This is a genomic window from Salmonella sp. NW645 (genome assembly GCF_051703725.1).
GTDB classification, from domain to species: domain Bacteria; phylum Pseudomonadota; class Gammaproteobacteria; order Enterobacterales; family Enterobacteriaceae; genus Salmonella; species Salmonella enterica.
Genome location: NZ_JAMMKR010000011.1, coordinates 88328 through 105458, shown reverse-complemented (window position 1 = coordinate 105458; position 17131 = coordinate 88328). Strand labels below are relative to the sequence as shown.

The 17131-nt window shown below is 53.9% G+C and carries 16 protein-coding genes and 1 tRNA gene; 12 read left to right on the top strand and 5 right to left on the bottom strand.

Annotated elements, in window-relative coordinates:
* The first annotated feature begins 61 nt into the window (after positions 1–61).
* Complete coding sequence (pgtE, locus tag NA389_RS20120) at positions 62–1000, top strand: omptin family outer membrane protease PgtE (protein WP_000716004.1); 939 nt, start codon at positions 62–64, stop codon at positions 998–1000.
* Positions 1001–1156: 156 nt separating this feature from the next.
* Here pgtE and NA389_RS20115 read toward each other — a convergent pair.
* Positions 1157–1231: transfer RNA gene (locus NA389_RS20115), tRNA-Arg, on the bottom strand.
* 75 nt (positions 1232–1306) lie between these two features.
* The gene (locus NA389_RS20110) at positions 1307–2248 is read right to left on the bottom strand and encodes a formate/nitrite transporter family protein (protein ID WP_000377772.1); all 942 of its coding nucleotides are present in this window, start codon (positions 2246–2248) and stop codon (positions 1307–1309) included.
* Between the two features lie 288 nt (positions 2249–2536).
* Here NA389_RS20110 and mlaA point away from each other — a divergent pair, with 288 nt between their 5' ends.
* The gene (mlaA, locus tag NA389_RS20105; RefSeq protein ID WP_000776788.1) at positions 2537–3292 is read left to right on the top strand and encodes a phospholipid-binding lipoprotein MlaA; all 756 of its coding nucleotides are present in this window, start codon (positions 2537–2539) and stop codon (positions 3290–3292) included.
* Positions 3293–3352: 60 nt separating this feature from the next.
* Here mlaA and fadL read toward each other — a convergent pair whose 3' ends face one another.
* Positions 3353–4660 (bottom strand): long-chain fatty acid transporter FadL, encoded by a 1308-nt coding sequence (gene fadL, locus NA389_RS20100; RefSeq protein WP_001549822.1) that lies wholly within the window; start codon positions 4658–4660, stop codon positions 3353–3355.
* 370 nt (positions 4661–5030) lie between these two features.
* Between fadL and NA389_RS20095 the strand changes: the two genes are divergently transcribed.
* The 4 genes from NA389_RS20095 (at position 5031) to sixA (ending at position 9644) form a co-directional block, all read left to right on the top strand.
* The gene (locus NA389_RS20095) at positions 5031–5315 is read left to right on the top strand and encodes a YfcZ/YiiS family protein (RefSeq protein WP_000030904.1); all 285 of its coding nucleotides are present in this window, start codon (positions 5031–5033) and stop codon (positions 5313–5315) included.
* 177 nt (positions 5316–5492) lie between these two features.
* The gene (gene fadI / locus NA389_RS20090; RefSeq protein WP_001248130.1) at positions 5493–6803 is read left to right on the top strand and encodes an acetyl-CoA C-acyltransferase FadI; all 1311 of its coding nucleotides are present in this window, start codon (positions 5493–5495) and stop codon (positions 6801–6803) included.
* Positions 6803–8950, top strand: coding sequence for a fatty acid oxidation complex subunit alpha FadJ (gene fadJ, locus NA389_RS20085; RefSeq protein ID WP_000214136.1), 2148 nt, complete (start codon positions 6803–6805; stop codon positions 8948–8950). Before fadI ends, fadJ begins: the two co-directional genes overlap by 1 nt.
* A gap of 208 nt (positions 8951–9158) precedes the next feature.
* Positions 9159–9644 carry a phosphohistidine phosphatase SixA gene (gene sixA, locus NA389_RS20080; RefSeq protein WP_001195800.1) on the top strand — a complete coding sequence of 162 codons (486 nt, stop codon included), beginning with the start codon at positions 9159–9161 and terminating at the stop codon, positions 9642–9644.
* A gap of 99 nt (positions 9645–9743) precedes the next feature.
* On the opposite strand, the gene smrB is transcribed toward sixA, so the two are convergent.
* Positions 9744–10295 carry an endonuclease SmrB gene (smrB, locus tag NA389_RS20075; protein ID WP_000730794.1) on the bottom strand — a complete coding sequence of 184 codons (552 nt, stop codon included), beginning with the start codon at positions 10293–10295 and terminating at the stop codon, positions 9744–9746.
* A gap of 165 nt (positions 10296–10460) precedes the next feature.
* Between smrB and prmB the strand changes: the two genes are divergently transcribed.
* Genes prmB through NA389_RS20045 form a run of 6 tightly spaced genes read left to right on the top strand, consistent with a single transcriptional unit; the run spans position 10461 to position 15007 of the window.
* On the top strand, positions 10461–11393 hold the full coding sequence (gene prmB, locus NA389_RS20070) for a 50S ribosomal protein L3 N(5)-glutamine methyltransferase (protein ID WP_001667006.1): 933 nt from the start codon (positions 10461–10463) through the stop codon (positions 11391–11393).
* Positions 11394–11428: 35 nt separating this feature from the next.
* On the top strand, positions 11429–12514 hold the full coding sequence (gene aroC / locus NA389_RS20065) for a chorismate synthase (protein ID WP_000918461.1): 1086 nt from the start codon (positions 11429–11431) through the stop codon (positions 12512–12514).
* Positions 12515–12517: 3 nt separating this feature from the next.
* Positions 12518–13342 carry a penicillin-insensitive murein endopeptidase gene (mepA, locus tag NA389_RS20060; RefSeq protein ID WP_000750429.1) on the top strand — a complete coding sequence of 275 codons (825 nt, stop codon included), beginning with the start codon at positions 12518–12520 and terminating at the stop codon, positions 13340–13342.
* A complete protein-coding gene (locus NA389_RS20055) occupies positions 13342–14151 on the top strand; it encodes a sulfite exporter TauE/SafE family protein (protein WP_000368599.1) in 810 nt (269 codons plus the stop codon). Before mepA ends, NA389_RS20055 begins: the two co-directional genes overlap by 1 nt.
* On the top strand, positions 14151–14699 hold the full coding sequence (locus tag NA389_RS20050; RefSeq protein ID WP_001089211.1) for an elongation factor P hydroxylase: 549 nt from the start codon (positions 14151–14153) through the stop codon (positions 14697–14699). Before NA389_RS20055 ends, NA389_RS20050 begins: the two co-directional genes overlap by 1 nt.
* A 32-nt stretch (positions 14700–14731) precedes the next feature.
* Positions 14732–15007, top strand: a complete 276-nt coding sequence (locus NA389_RS20045) for a YfcL family protein (RefSeq protein WP_000559749.1) — start codon at positions 14732–14734, stop codon at positions 15005–15007.
* A gap of 51 nt (positions 15008–15058) precedes the next feature.
* On the opposite strand, the gene mnmC is transcribed toward NA389_RS20045, so the two are convergent.
* Positions 15059–17059, bottom strand: coding sequence for a bifunctional tRNA (5-methylaminomethyl-2-thiouridine)(34)-methyltransferase MnmD/FAD-dependent 5-carboxymethylaminomethyl-2-thiouridine(34) oxidoreductase MnmC (gene mnmC / locus NA389_RS20040; protein ID WP_000816107.1), 2001 nt, complete (start codon positions 17057–17059; stop codon positions 15059–15061).
* Positions 17060–17131: the final 72 nt, after the last annotated feature.

Below are 17131 nucleotides of genomic sequence, written 5' to 3'. Positions count from 1 at the left end.
TTTGACAAGATGAAAACTTCATTACCTCTCCAGATTACATCTGAATATGAGGACAAGAGAAATGAAAAAACATGCTATTGCAGTAATGATGATCGCCGTATTTTCTGAGTCGGCTTATGCGGAGTCTACCTTATTTATTCCGGACGTCTCTCCTGAGAGCGTCACGACATCCCTTTCCGTGGGAGTGTTAAATGGTAAATCCAGGGAGCTGGTTTATGATACCGACACCGGGCGGAAGCTGAGTCAACTGGACTGGAAAATAAAAAATGTCGCCACGTTGCAGGGGGATTTATCATGGGAACCCTATTCGTTCATGACGCTGGACGCCCGCGGCTGGACGTCTTTGGCGTCGGGATCTGGTCATATGGTTGACCATGACTGGATGAGCAGTGAGCAGCCAGGCTGGACCGATCGTTCAATTCATCCGGACACCAGCGTCAACTATGCTAATGAATACGATTTGAACGTGAAAGGTTGGTTATTGCAGGGCGATAACTACAAGGCGGGCGTAACAGCGGGCTATCAGGAAACCCGTTTTAGCTGGACGGCAAGAGGCGGGTCTTATATTTATGATAATGGTCGATATATTGGTAATTTTCCTCATGGCGTGCGCGGCATAGGTTATAGCCAGCGTTTCGAAATGCCCTATATCGGGCTGGCGGCTGATTATCGTATTAATGACTTTGAGTGTAATGTACTGTTTAAATACAGCGACTGGGTAAATGCGCATGATAATGACGAACACTACATGCGCAAACTTACCTTCCGTGAAAAAACGGAAAATTCACGATATTATGGCGCTTCTATTGACGCCGGATATTATATTACCAGTAATGCAAAAATCTTTGCTGAGTTTGCTTACAGTAAATATGAAGAAGGTAAGGGCGGTACGCAAATCATAGATAAAACCAGCGGTGATACGGCTTATTTTGGTGGCGATGCCGCAGGTATAGCTAATAATAACTATACGGTTACCGCGGGGTTGCAGTACCGCTTCTAGACCACATCAGGATGTCATCGGTCATAACCGGCCGATGACGACTTTTTGCTGAACGTATGGCATGTCCGGTGATATTGCATAGGGGCAATAAAAGCAACATGAAAGGGGAACCGCTCGAAAGGTTATGCAGCAAGAAGAGAATGTCCTGGGTATCAATGGTGTCCCCTGCAGGAATCGAACCTGCAACTAGCCCTTAGGAGGGGCTCGTTATATCCATTTAACTAAGGGGACAACGCGGCGCCAGTATAGCGTTTTTTATTCGCCGGAGTAAGTGTAGCGCCGCCTGACTGGTTAAACCGTCGCCACTCAGCGCTGTTTTTCCGCTTTTTTCCGCTCCCGTTCCAGGCGCTCGCCGCGTAGCCTCGCTTCTTCCTTACGCTTATTGCTCATATCGTTGCGGATCTGCGCGTGGCTCATCAATGCGAAAATAAAGGTGCCGCCGCAGATATTTCCGGCAAGTGTGGGAAGGGCGAAGGGCCAGAGAAAGTCGCTCCAGGGCAGCGTGCCGTTGAAAACCAAATACAAAATTTCAACGGAACCGACGACAATATGGGTGGTATCGCCCAGCGCGATAAGCCAGGTCATCAAAATAATGACCACAATCTTTGCCCCGCCTGCAGCAGGAAACATCCATACCATTGTGGCGATGATCCAGCCAGAGATAATCGCGTTGGCAAACATCTCCGTTGGGCTATTTTTCATGACCTCCATACCAATTTTGACAAAGGCGTCGCGGGTCTCTTCATCAAATATAGGCATATATTCAAATGCCCACGCCGCAACCCCGGTGCCAATAAGGTTGCCCAATAAGACTACACCCCATAAGCGCATCAGCAGGCCAACGTTACTCAGAGTGGGATTTTGCATTACCGGCAATACGGCAGTAACGGTATTTTCAGTAAATAATTGCTGGCGGGCCATGATGACAATGATAAAACCAAAGGTATAGCCGAGATTTTCCAGTAAAAAGCCGCCGGGAACGCCTTCAAGCTGCACGTGGAAAATTCCTTTCGCCAGGAGTGATGCCCCCATAGAAAGTCCTGCGGCAATGGCTGACCAGAGCAAAGCCATCGCATCGCGTTCCATCTCTTTTTCACCATCCTGGCGAATATGTTCATGAATCGCCATGGCGCGGGAGGGAAGACGATCTTCATCCACTTCAATCTCTTTACCGCTTTGTTTTTCTTCGCTTTCAACTTCCAGGTCACTGCTGTGCCGGTTAATTTTATCGTCGTTAAGGCTATCCATGATGATCCCTGCTGATTAACACATATTAATAAAGCGTAGCGGTTTTTCATTTACCCAGGCCGGGGCATTCTCCGAAAAAATAAAAATGATCACGCTCGTTTTTATCTGTTTCGTTAGAATGGGGCCGTCACGTTGTTGCGTTACCAGGCTATGCTCAGAGCAATGAGATCGCGCATATAGACATCGTTTGACGTGCTGTTAAAATCGCTCACACCTAAACAGGCGGATACGGTAGCGTTCCGTCATGGATGGCAATCAGCGATAGCCATAATTCACAGGGAGACATCTATGAAGCTTCGCCTGTCGGCGCTGGCGCTGGGAACCACACTGCTGGTCGGGTGTGCGAGTTCCGGTACAGAACAGCAGGGGCGTTCAGACCCATTTGAAGGGTTTAACCGCACCATGTACAACTTCAACTTTAATGTGCTGGACCCGTATGTTGTTCGGCCGGTCGCGGTCGCCTGGCGTGATTATGTTCCACAGCCTGCGCGTAACGGTTTAAGTAATTTCACCGGCAACCTCGAAGAACCGGCGATCATGGTGAACTATTTCCTGCAGGGCGATCCTTATCAGGGTATGGTGCATTTCACCCGTTTCTTCCTGAATACCTTATTAGGGATGGGCGGCTTTATTGACGTCGCGGGAATGGCGAATCCTAAGCTGCAGCGCGTTGAACCGCATCGCTTTGGCAGTACGCTGGGCCATTATGGCGTGGGGTATGGGCCTTATATGCAACTTCCGTTCTACGGCAGCTTCACGCTGCGTGAAGATGGCGGGGATATGGCGGATACCTTGTATCCGGTGCTCTCGTGGTTGACCTGGCCAATGTCCATAGGAAAATGGACTGTCGAAGGGATAGAAACCCGCGCGCAGTTGCTGGACTCCGATGGTTTGCTGCGCCAGTCTTCCGATCCTTATATTATGGTGCGCGAGGCGTACTTCCAGCGTCATGACTTTATCGCCAATGGCGGAAAACTCAAGCCGCAGGAAAACCCGAACGCGCAGGCGATTCAGGACGAACTCAAAGAGATCGACTCGGAATAAACGGCAGTAAATAAAAAGGTGAGCGCAATGCTCACCTTTTTGATCCGTTTCAGAAAGAGATTAGAACGCGTAGTTAAAGTTAGTACCGAACAGCCAGGCTTTCCCTTCAGATTCAAACTGATAAGGGCCTTCATTAATTTTCACGCTCTGACCATGCATATAAGAGACGCCAACGTCGACAGACGCATCTTTATTAAAGGCGTAAGTCGTACCGGCGCTCAGCCAGAAACGGTCCTGGTCCGGAATAGAGATAGAACGGTTTTGCGCTGGTACCGGGCTGTCATCGAAGGCGATACCGGTACGGAACGTCCAGTTGTCATCGTAGTAATAGGTGGTGCCCAACGCAATGCGATAAGCGTCTTTAAAGCCTTCATGCTTCTCAAAGAGCGTATCGCCAGCGGTCGATTTTGCCTTCAATTCCTGGAACTGGCTCCAGCTGGTATAGGCCAGGCTATAGTGGATGGCCCACTGTGGCGCCACACGGTTATAACCGGACACTTCCCACATTTCCGGCAGATTCAGCGTCAGGTAGCCTGACTGCGTCGCGCCGCCGGTTGCCGTTGGGATGGGCAGATTAAATTGGTTTATAGCGATGGGAAGATCGCTACTGTAGTTGCCTTTAAAGTCAATTTTGACTTCCGAGCGGTAGGTCAGCGCGTAGCGGTTATTTTTATCCAGTTCATAAAGGATCCCGGCATTCCAGCCAAAGCCCCACTGATTACCGTTCAGGTGGGCAATCTTGGTGTCGCTGGGAATCCGACCCGCGACCGGCGCCAGCGCCGGATTCTGTGCCGCGACCAACTGGCCTAAATCGCCCGCAAAACGTTCGATTTTCGCGCGCGCGTATACCGCATCAAAGCCAAGGCCGAAGCTCCAGGCCTCATTTAAGCGATAAGCGCCGCTTAAATTCAGGTTCATGGTTTCAAGATCGGTCGTACCGCCAACCGAGCCGCCGGCGTATGTGTCGTTAAACTCTGTCGCCAGACCATAGTTAGAGGTAATAGAAGCCCCCCAGCCAAACTGATCGTTAATCGGGGCGACAAAATGGACGTTCGGCACCCAGGCCGTCGGTGCGATGTTATCCGCATCTAACGTCCGACGAGATGGCGATGTCCCGCTAATATTAACATCAGGATCTATATAAACCGCGCCCGCTGAAAACGTCGGGCGGTCAAACATGGTAATTAACGCCGGGTTGCGGCTAACGTTACCCGCATCATCTGCGATTGCGCCTTCACCCGAATAGGCCCGGCCAAGGCCAGAGGAAGAAAATTCGTTTAACTGAAAGCCTGCAGACCAGGCTTGGGTGGAGATGATTGCCACTGCGACTGCGAGAGCAGACTTTGTAAACAGGGTTTTCTGGCTCATGACCATAACCTCATTGATTATTTTTATACAAACTATGTTACATGCTGTAACAGGAGCGCGAAGTGTAGGGTCTGCGGTACGACTTAGAAATCAGACCAGTGGCGAGAGTATAGGTCTGACCAGCTAGAATGTTGCAAGTATGTTTATAAGTTTTTTCAATTGTGATCTTAGAAACGAGATCTGGCTGGCAAAATCGGCGGGCTTAACGGTCACCCGATCGCGCGATTTTTGTTTTAGATCATTTTTAAGTGTGATTTCGGTCACTTAACGCGTTTCCCTCCATTAACGACTGGAGAGGCGAATGCCGGGAGCGTAAAATATCCCCATCGTTTATCTGGCACCCTGGGTGCAAATACAGAGGAAATCTACAATGAGTAAATGCAGTGCTGATGAAACCCCGGTTTGCTGCTGTATGGACGTTGGAACCATCATGGACAACTCCGATTGCACCGCGTCATACAGCCGCGTATTCGCTACCCGCGCAGAGGCTGAAGAGACGCTGGCGGCGTTAACCGAAAAAGCGCGTAGCGTGGAGTCTGAACCTTGCCAAATTACGCCAACCTTTACCGAGGAATCCGAAGGCGTTCGTCTGGATATTGATTTTGTTTTCGCCTGCGAAGCAGAAACGCTGATCTTCCAGCTCGGCCTGCGTTAATCCGTTCATTCACGACGCCTCCGTCATCATCTGGCGGAGGCGTTTTCTTTTTTTGTCGCTTCCCTTCACTGTGCCTTAGCTCCCACTTTCTTTTCTCTCTGCTTGGCTAAATGTAAAAAATTGGTTAAGACTGTGATCAGGTCAGACCACTAATTTATTTTTTTACAGGGGAGTACTATGCGTCAGGCTTTACCGTTGGTCACCCGTCAGGGCGATCGCATTGCTATTGTCAGTGGGTTACGAACCCCCTTCGCTCGTCAGGCCACTGCATTTCATGGTATTCCCGCTGTTGATCTCGGCAAGATGGTGGTAGGCGAGCTGCTGGCGCGCAGTGAAATTCCAGCCGATGCCATTGAGCAACTGGTTTTTGGTCAGGTAGTACAAATGCCGGAAGCCCCCAATATTGCGCGCGAAATTGTGCTGGGTACGGGGATGAATGTTCATACCGATGCCTATAGCGTAAGCCGCGCCTGCGCCACCAGTTTTCAGGCGGTAGCGAATGTGGCGGAAAGCCTGATGGCCGGCACGATACGCGCGGGTATCGCTGGCGGCGCAGATTCGTCGTCGGTACTGCCAATAGGCGTGAGTAAAGCCCTGGCGCGGGTACTGGTTGATGTCAATAAAGCCCGGACGACCCGCCAACGGCTGACGCTTTTTTCTCGTCTGCGCTTACGCGACCTGCTGCCCGTTCCTCCCGCCGTTGCTGAGTATTCCACCGGTCTGCGCATGGGCGATACCGCCGAACAGATGGCGAAAACGTATGGTATTACGCGTGAACAGCAGGACGCGCTGGCGCATCGTTCACATCAGCGCGCCGCGCAGGCATGGGCGGAGGGTAAACTGGCGGAAGAAGTGATGACGACCTATGTGCCGCCGTATAAAAACCCCTTTGCAGAAGACAACAACATTCGCGGCACCTCCACGCTGGCGGACTACGCTAAACTGCGTCCCGCTTTTGACAGAAAACATGGCTCCGTGACCGCCGCCAATAGTACACCGCTGACCGACGGCGCTGCCGCCGTTATTCTGATGACCGAATCCCGCGCTAAAGAGCTGGGGCTGCACCCGCTTGGTTATCTGCGCAGCTACGCCTTTACCGCTATTGATGTCTGGCAGGACATGCTATTGGGGCCGGCCTGGTCAACGCCGCTGGCGCTGGAGCGGGCCGGGTTGACGATGGCCGATCTGACGCTTTTTGACATGCATGAAGCGTTTGCCGCCCAGACTCTGGCGAACTTACAACTGCTGGGCAGCGAACGATTTGCCCGTGAGGTGCTTGGTCGTGCGCAGGCAACAGGGGAGGTGGATGACGCTAAATTCAACGTGCTCGGCGGCTCAATCGCCTACGGGCATCCTTTTGCCGCAACGGGCGCGCGGATGATAACCCAAACGTTGCATGAATTACGGCGTCGGGGCGGAGGTTTTGGCCTGGTCACGGCCTGCGCGGCTGGCGGTCTTGGCGCGGCGATGGTTCTGGAGGCGGAATAATGACTACCACATCAGCTTTTATGCTTAACGTGCGTCTGGATAATGTCGCGGTTGTCGCTATTGATGTCCCTGGAGAAAAGGTGAACACCCTGAAAGCGGAGTTTGCCGCGCAGGTACGCGCCATCCTGAAGCAGATCCGGGAAAATAAAGCGTTGCAGGGCGTTGTTTTTATCTCAGCCAAAGCAGATAACTTTATTGCTGGCGCTGATATCAACATGATAGGCCACTGCCAAAACGCGCAGGAAGCGGAAACGCTGGCGCGTCAGGGGCAACAACTGATGGCGGAGATCCAGGCGTTGCCTGTTCCGGTTATCGCCGCCATTCATGGCGCCTGTCTGGGGGGCGGCCTTGAAATGGCGCTGGCCTGCCATCGGCGCATCTGTACCGATGACGTTAAAACCGTTCTTGGACTGCCGGAGGTACAGTTAGGGCTTTTACCGGGATCGGGCGGAACGCAGCGACTTCCACGGCTGGTGGGGGTCAGTACCGCGCTGGATATGATCCTGACAGGTAAACAGCTTCGCGCCAGACAGGCGCTTAAAGCCGGGCTGGTTGATGATGTGGTGCCGCAAACTATTTTACTGGAAGCGGCTGTCGAGCTGGCTAAAAAAGAACGTCTGGCGCAACGGACATTACCGGTCCGTGAACGTATCCTGGCGGGGCCGCTGGGGCGCGCGCTGTTATTTCGCCTGGTGCGTAAAAAGACGGCGCAAAAAACGCAGGGTAATTATCCGGCGACGGAGCGGATCATTGATGTGATTGAAACCGGACTGGCGCAGGGCAGCAGTAGCGGCTATGACGCGGAAGCGCGCGCTTTCGGCGAGCTGGCGATGACGCCTCAATCGCAGGCGCTGCGTGCTATTTTCTTTGCCAGTACCGAGGTGAAAAAAGATCCCGGTAGCGATGCGCCGCCCGGCCCGCTGAACAGCGTGGGCATCTTAGGCGGCGGGTTAATGGGCGGCGGTATCGCCTGGGTTACGGCCTGTAAAGGCGGCTTGCCAGTACGAATTAAGGATATAAATACTCAGGGGATCAATCATGCTCTGAAGTACAGCTGGGATCTGCTTGAAACAAAAGTACGCCGCCGCCATATCAAAGCCAGCGAACGCGATAAACAGTTGGCGTTGATATCAGGTTCGACCGATTACCGTGGTTTCAGTCATCGTGATCTGGTCATTGAAGCGGTGTTTGAAGATCTGCCGTTAAAACAACAGATGGTGGCGGAAGTGGAACAAAATTGCGCTGCTCACACCATTTTTGCCTCCAATACTTCTTCCCTGCCGATTGGCGATATTGCGGCGAATGCGGCCAGACCGGAACAGGTGATTGGATTGCACTTTTTTAGCCCGGTCGAAAAAATGCCGCTGGTTGAGGTCATTCCTCATGCGTCTACTTCCGCGCAGACCATCGCCACGACCGTTAAGCTGGCGAAAAAACAGGGTAAAACCCCGATAGTCGTCAGCGATAAAGCCGGGTTTTATGTTAACCGAATTCTTGCGCCATATATCAATGAGGCGATTCGGATGCTGACTGAAGGCGAACGCGTCGAACATATTGACGCCGCCCTGGTAAAATTTGGTTTTCCGGTGGGGCCAATCCAACTTTTGGATGAGGTAGGAATCGACACGGGCACTAAAATTATTCCTGTGCTTGAGGCGGCGTATGGAGAACGTTTTAGCGCGCCTGCAAATGTTGTCGCTTCAATTTTGAATGACGATCGCAAAGGTAGAAAAAATGGTCGCGGTTTCTATCTTTATGGCGAAAAAGGGCGTAAAAGCAAAAAACAGGTTGACCCTGCTATTTATAAGCTTATTGGCGTGCAAGGGCAGAGTCGATTGTCTGCGCAGCAGGTGGCAGAGCGCTGTGTCATGTTAATGCTTAACGAAGCGGCGCGCTGTTTCGACGAAAAAGTGATTCGCAGCGCGCGCGATGGCGATATCGGCGCCGTGTTTGGTATCGGTTTTCCGCCGTTTCTCGGTGGCCCGTTCCGCTATATGGATGCTCTCGGGCCGGGTGAAATGGTGGCGACATTACAGCGCCTGGCCGCACTTTACGGTCCTCGTTACGCGCCTTGTGAACAATTAGTGCGCATGGCGGAGCGCAGGGAGCATTTCTGGACGAATAGGGAAACTGACCAAGGAAATTGAGGTCAAAGAGAATATGAATCCGCACTGAATGCCTCCTTGGTGGCGAAATAATAATCAAGGATTGACTATACTTACGCCATTGAGGTAAAAAACAGCGTTTCATTCGGTGAATGGATAAGGCACAATGCCGGCCACCGCATTTTTGCCGCAGCCAATAGGGGCATGTGGTAAGCGTGTTGGTGAAACTGGTTAACAAAAGCGGTGCAATATGCAAGTTTTTATCATGCGTCACGGCGACGCAGCCCTCGATGCCGCCAGTGATTCGGTTCGTCCCTTGACCCCTTGTGGGTGTGACGAGTCTCGCCTGATGGCGAACTGGCTGAAAGGTCAAAAAGTGGATATCGAACGTGTTCTGGTGAGTCCGTTTCTTCGGGCCGAACAGACGTTAGATGTGGTCGGCGATTGTATGAATCTGCCGGCTCAGGTGGATGTCCTGCCGGAGCTAACGCCCTGTGGCGATGTCGGTCTGGTCAGCGCCTACCTCCAGGCGCTGGCCAATGAAGAGATCGGATCGGTGCTGGTGATTTCTCACTTACCTCTGGTCGGATACCTGGTATCTGAGCTTTGTCCGGGCGAAACGCCGCCGATGTTCACGACGTCCGCAATTGCCAACGTTACGCTTGATGAAAGCGGCAAGGGGACATTCAACTGGCAAATGAGTCCCTGCAATCTGAAAATGGCGAAAGCGATTTAATCTTTGCTGCCTGATGGCGCTTCGCTTATCAGGCCTACGACAGCGCTGGCTGTTCGTAGGCTGGATAAGGCGCTTGCGCCGCCATCCGGCAATTCCGCATCAGGGTAATTCGGGCGGTTGCCACTCTTCCACTTCAATCAACACCAGCAGCGCGGCGTCGCCGCCGTACTCTTTTGGCGCCTGGTGAAAGGCCATCACATGCGGATGCTGCGCCAGCCATAACGGCGTTTGCTGTTTCAGAATATGTTTACCGTGTCCATGCATGACGCAGGCGCAAAAAATATGTTCCCGACGGCAGGCGGCAATCAGCGCCCCCAGTTCCTGCTTGGCCTGAAGCTGCGTTAAGCCGTGTAAATCCAGAAACAGTTCTGGCGAATAGTCGCCGCGGCGCATTTTTTTTAGCTCGAAATGGCTGACATCTTCACGGACATACTTTACCGGCCCTTCCGTATTGAGCAGCGGCTGGAACTCATCGGAAAAATAGTGGCTGGCGTCCGCCTGTTCCTGAATTAACCTTCGGGTAGGGACTTCCGTGATTTTCTTGCGCAGCGGCCGATGGACGATAGTATCCTGTTTAATCTTTCGGGTGCCGACCATCAGCTGACGGAACAGCGCCTGGTCCTCCTCGCTGAGCGATGTTTTCTTTTTCATTCGTGGGTCTCGTCTGATCTTTTGCCTTAGTTTACCCGACCCGGAGGATATCCGAACGGTCAAAACGGATTTTTCGTATTCTCCCGCCGCGTCAATGCTGATTTATCCCTGTCTTCGTGGCAAACTAGCCGCCGAATTTAATGCGAGCATGCCCTGGAGGAATACGTGGATAAAATTTTCGTCGATGAAGCAGTAAGTGAACTGCATACCATTCAGGACATGTTGCGCTGGGCGGTAAGCCGCTTTAGCGCGGCGAATATCTGGTATGGACACGGTACCGATAACCCGTGGGATGAAGCGGTACAACTGGTGTTGCCGTCTCTTTATCTGCCGCTGGATATTCCGGAAGATATGCGGACCGCGCGGCTGACGTCCAGCGAAAAACACCGCATTGTCGAGCGAGTGGTTCGTCGCATTAACGAGCGTATCCCGGTCGCCTACCTGACCAATAAAGCCTGGTTCTGCGGCCACGAATTTTATGTCGATGAGCGCGTGCTGGTGCCGCGTTCGCCGATTGGCGAGCTGATTAATAACCACTTCGCCGGCCTTATTAGTCAACAGCCGAAATATATTCTGGATATGTGTACCGGTAGCGGCTGCATCGCCATCGCCTGTGCTTATGCTTTCCCGGACGCAGAGGTTGATGCGGTCGATATTTCGCCGGATGCGCTGGCTGTCGCCGAGCATAACATTGAAGAACACGGTCTTATCCATCACGTGACGCCAATCCGTTCCGATCTGTTCCGCGATCTGCCGAAAGTTCAGTACGATCTCATTGTCACTAACCCGCCTTATGTCGATGCGGAGGATATGTCCGATCTGCCGAACGAATATCGCCACGAACCTGAGCTGGGGCTGGCGTCCGGCACTGACGGCCTCAAATTGACCCGTCGTATCCTGGGAAATGCGCCGGATTATCTGTCCGATGACGGCGTTCTGATTTGTGAAGTCGGAAACAGCATGGTACATCTGATGGAGCAGTATCCGGATGTGCCGTTCACCTGGCTGGAGTTTGACAACGGCGGCGATGGCGTCTTTATGTTGACCAAAGCGCAGTTGCTCGCGGCCCGTGAACATTTCAATATTTATAAAGATTAAAACACGCAAACGATAACAACGATAACGGAGCCGTGATGGCAGGAAACACAATTGGACAACTCTTTCGCGTAACCACTTTCGGCGAATCACACGGGCTGGCGCTTGGGTGTATCGTCGATGGCGTGCCGCCCGGCATCCCGTTGACGGAGGCCGATCTGCAGCACGATCTCGACAGACGCCGCCCCGGCACCTCGCGCTATACTACCCAGCGCCGCGAACCGGACCAGGTAAAAATTCTCTCCGGCGTGTTTGATGGCGTGACGACCGGCACCAGCATTGGCCTGCTGATTGAAAACACCGATCAGCGCTCGCAGGACTACAGCGAGATTAAAGATGTTTTTCGTCCGGGACACGCGGATTACACCTATGAGCAGAAATACGGCCTGCGCGATTACCGTGGCGGTGGACGTTCTTCCGCGCGTGAAACCGCGATGCGCGTAGCGGCAGGGGCGATTGCCAAGAAATACCTGGCGGAAAAGTTCGGCATCGAAATCCGCGGCTGCCTGACCCAGATGGGCGATATTCCGCTGGAGATTAAAGACTGGCGTCAGGTTGAGCTTAATCCGTTTTTTTGTCCCGATGCGGACAAACTTGACGCGCTGGACGAACTGATGCGCGCGCTGAAAAAAGAGGGTGACTCCATCGGCGCGAAAGTGACGGTGATGGCGAGCGGCGTGCCGGCAGGGCTTGGCGAACCGGTATTTGACCGACTGGATGCGGACATCGCCCATGCGCTGATGAGCATTAATGCGGTGAAAGGCGTGGAGATCGGCGAAGGATTTAACGTGGTGGCGCTGCGCGGCAGCCAGAATCGCGATGAAATCACGGCGCAGGGTTTTCAGAGCAACCACGCTGGCGGCATCCTCGGTGGCATCAGTAGCGGGCAACACATTGTGGCGCATATGGCGCTGAAACCTACCTCCAGCATTACCGTGCCGGGACGTACGATCAACCGGATGGGTGAAGAAGTCGAGATGATCACCAAAGGGCGCCACGATCCGTGTGTGGGGATTCGCGCAGTGCCGATCGCAGAAGCCATGCTGGCGATCGTGCTGATGGATCACCTGCTGCGCCATCGGGCACAGAATGCGGATGTAAAGACAGAGATTCCACGCTGGTAAGAAATGAAAAAAACCGCGATTGCGCTGCTGGCATGGTTTGTCAGTAGCGCCAGCCTGGCGGCGACGCCGTGGCAGAAAATAACTCATCCTGTCCCCGGCGCAGCCCAGTCTATCGGTAGCTTTGCCAACGGATGCATCATTGGCGCCGACACGTTGCCGGTACAGTCCGATAATTATCAGGTGATGCGCACCGATCAGCGCCGTTATTTCGGCCACCCGGATCTGGTCATGTTTATCCAGCGGTTGAGTCATCAGGCGCAGCAACGGGGGCTCGGAACCGTCCTGATAGGCGACATGGGGATGCCTGCCGGAGGCCGCTTTAATGGCGGACACGCCAGTCATCAGACCGGGCTTGATGTGGATATTTTCTTGCAGTTGCCGAAAACGCGCTGGAGCCAGGCGCAGCTATTGCGCCCGCAGGCGTTAGATCTGGTGTCCCGCGACGGTAAACATGTCGTGCCGTCGCGCTGGTCGTCGGATATCGCCAGTCTGATCAAACTGGCGGCACAAGACAATGACGTCACCCGTATTTTCGTCAATCCGGCCATTAAACAACAGCTTTGCCTCGATGCCGGAAGCGATCGTGACTGGCTACGTAAAGTACGCCCCTGGTTCCAGCATCGCGCGCATATGCACGTGCGTTTACGCTGCCCTGCCGACAGCCTGGAGTGCGAAGATCAACCTTTACCCCCGCCGGGCGATGGATGCGGCGCTGAACTGCAAAGCTGGTTCGAACCGCCAAAACCTGGCACCACAAAGCCTGAGAAGAAGACACCGCCGCCGTTGCCGCCTTCCTGCCAGGCGCTACTGGATGAGCATGTACTCTGATGGACAATTTTTATGATCTGTTTATGGTCTCCCCGCTGCTGCTGGTGGTGCTGTTTTTTGTCGCCGTACTGGCAGGATTTATTGATTCTATCGCCGGGGGCGGAGGGCTGCTCACTATCCCTGCGCTGATGGCCGCCGGGATGTCGCCGGCAAACGCGCTGGCGACCAATAAATTACAGGCGTGCGGCGGCTCTCTCTCGTCTTCGCTCTATTTTATTCGCCGTAAAGTGGTAAACCTGGCCGAGCAAAAGCTCAATATTCTGATGACGTTCATTGGTTCGATGAGCGGCGCGCTGCTGGTGCAGCACGTGCAGGCGGATATTTTGCGCCAGATCTTGCCCATCCTGGTGATTTTCATCGGCCTCTATTTTTTATTGATGCCGAAGCTGGGCGAGGAAGATCGCCAGCGCCGCCTGTATGGATTACCGTTCGCGCTGATAGCCGGGGGATGCGTCGGGTTTTACGACGGCTTTTTCGGGCCTGCCGCCGGGTCGTTTTACGCTCTGGCGTTTGTCACCTTATGTGGCTATAACCTGGCGAAATCCACGGCACATGCCAAAGTGCTTAACGCTACCTCCAACGTTGGCGGCCTGCTGTTATTTATCATCGGCGGCAAAGTGATCTGGGCGACGGGCTTCGTGATGCTGGTTGGTCAGTTTTTAGGGGCGCGAATGGGGTCGCGTCTGGTATTGAGCAAAGGCCAAAAGCTTATCAGACCGATGATCGTTATTGTCTCGGCGGTGATGAGCGCCAGGTTACTTTATGATAGCCACGGACAGGAGATCCTCCACTGGTTGGGGATGAATTAATGAACAGTACGCACCATTACGAACAGTTAATTGAGATTTTTAACGGCTGCTTTGCCGAAGAATTTAATACCCGTCTGATTAAAGGCGACGACGAACCGATCTATCTTCCTGCTGACGCGCAGGTACCGTATCACCGCATCGTCTTTGCGCATGGGTTTTACGCCAGCGCGCTGCATGAGATTTCTCACTGGTGTATCGCCGGCAAGGCACGCCGCGAACTGGTTGATTTTGGTTACTGGTACTGCCCGGACGGACGCGACGCGCAGACCCAAAGTCAATTCGAAGACGTTGAGGTGAAGCCACAGGCTTTCGACTGGTTGTTTTGCGTGGCGGCGGGGTATCCCTTTAACGTCAGTTGCGACAATCTGGAAGGCGATATTGAGCCGGATCGCGTGGCGTTTCAGCGCCGGGTTCATGCGCAGGTAATGGCGTATCTGGAGCAGGGCATTCCTGAACGTCCGGCCCGCTTCATCAAAGCGCTACAGAATTACTATCACACGCCCGAACTTAAGGCGGAACAGTTCCCGTGGCCGGAAGCGCTTAATTAAAGCCAGCGCCACGTTTACAATGAGGAAAGAAGATGATCGCGGAGTTTGAATCACGCATTCTGGCATTAATTGACGATATGGTAGAGCACGCCAGCGACGATGAGCTTTTTGCCAGTGGATACCTGCGTGGCCACCTGACGTTAGCCATTGCCGAGCTGGAGAGCGGTGATGACCACTCCGTCGAGGCGGTCTATGCCAACGTTAGCCAAAGTCTGGAAAAAGCGATCGGCGCCGGTGAACTGTCGCCGCGCGATCAGGCGTTAGTCAAAGCGATGTGGGACAATTTGTTCGACAAGGCAAAACAATAACGCCGTGGGCCGGAAGGCGACGCTTGCCGCCTTCCGCTATTGACAGGCCCATTACTTCACCGCTTTTCCCTTCAATAACTTTCTCACCCATAACCGATTCGGATTTAACGCCGCCAGCGTACCGGCATCCAGTGGAATCGGCTCGTTACTCATCTGCGCCGCCAGAATTTCTGCGCATAATGGCGCTGAGCACAAACCGCGCGATCCCAGCGCGCCGAGCATAAATAAACCCGGATACACAGGCGCAGGTGCCGCCGACGTTTTATTATCGGCTAAATCGGCGTAATGCGTCAGCGTGGCGTGGTAATCGGGGACATTGCCCACCATCGGCAGATGGTCGCGGGTGGCGCAACGCACGCCGCAACGGGCGCTGTTGCCGCTAACGTCAACCTCTGTGGCCCAGTTCGCATCCGGAAAACAGTCAAGCAGACGCTGTCGGTTCTGACGCTGATCTTCTTCGCGCCAGACGGTGCTTTCGTCGCCCCGGTGATAGCTGGCGCCAATACAGTGCTGCTGATTATGCGGATTTTGCGGCGTCAGGTAGCCGTCGTAGCATAACACCTGACGCAACGCCGAGAGGGCGGGGGTGGTGGGAATATGACTGACCTGCCCCCCGACGGCATACACCGGCAGCGGCCGGGTCTGATCAAAACGGTTAATCTGATGGCCGTTCGCCAGGACGACGGTCTCATGGCTGGCGGTTTCACCTGACGTAAAGCGCAGTTGCCAGCGCGACTCCTGCGCAACGAGCGACGTGAGCGTATGGCGAAAGCGCGTTTGTAAACCTTGTTCGGTCGCCAGTGCGATGACTGCGCGAGTTAATTGTTCCGGGCACAGCCAGCCGCCTGCCGGATAGGTAATTCCTCCGCAGCGTGTCGTCACGCCAACCGCCTGTTCCGCCTCTTCGGCATTGAGCGCCGAGGCCAGTCCGGCGGGCAGCGCCAGGGACAGCATCTGGGCAATTTTCTGCTGGCTTTTCTCATCCCATCCGAGCTGTGTCACGCCGCACCAGGCATGATCAAAAGAGACGGGCAGGGCATCATACAGGCGACGGGCAAAGGTGAATGCGGTCGGGAAAAAGCGATTAATGGCGGCGTCATGTTTGCTAAGGAGCGGATAAAGTGCGCCCTGTCGATTACCGGAAGCGCCCTGGGCGGGCTGATCATCTGCGCAATAGAGCGTCACCTGCCAGTCGCGACGCAGTAACGCCAGTGATAACAGCGCGCTGGCGATGCCGCCGCCAATGATCGCCGTTTCACGTTTTTCGCTTCCGCTGCGGTAAAACCAGGGCGCGGAAAGGGTCGGCATGAGGTGTTGTTCCATCACTCCACAAAGCATCTCGCGTTTACGTCCGAAGCCTTTGCGTTTTTGCATGGTAAAACCGGCTTCCTGTAATCCCCGACGAACGAAACCCGCCGAGGTAAACGTCGCCAGCGTTGCGCCGGGCCGCGCCAGCCGCGCCATCGCGTTAAACAGGTTTGACGTCCACATATCCGGATTTTTCGCCGGGGCAAAACCGTCGAGGAACCAGGCGTCGACTGTTTGATTCAGCGTGGCGTCCAGTTGGTCGGTCAGTTCATTAATATCGCCAAACCACAAATCCAGCGTCACCCGACCCCGATCCAGCAATAGGCGGTGGCATCCCGGGAGCGGCAGCGGCCATTGCGCCTGCAGCTGCTCTGCCCAGGGCGCGAGCTCCGGCCAGTGTTGGTGCGCCAGCGCCAGATCGCCGCGCGTTAACGGGAATTTCTCAAAACTGATGAAATGTAACCTTTGCAGCGTCGCCTGTGGATGCTCAGAACGAAAGCCGTCAAACGCCTGCCACAGCGTCAGGAAGTTGAGTCCGGTGCCAAAACCGCTTTCCGCGACTATAAATAATGGATGTGAATGTACGGAAAATCGCTCCGCAAGACGATTGCCGCCAAGAAAAACGTAGCGTGTCTCTTCGAGTCCATTGTCATTAGAAAAATAGACATCATCAAAATCTCGGGAAACAGGTGTACCCTCAGCGTTAAATTCGAGTGTGGCGGGTTGTATGGCGTATTGTTTCACGTAAGTTACTCGTCTGACGGGCGGTATCGCGATCTTAACGATGTGTGCCTGATGGCGCAAATTTCCGTACTA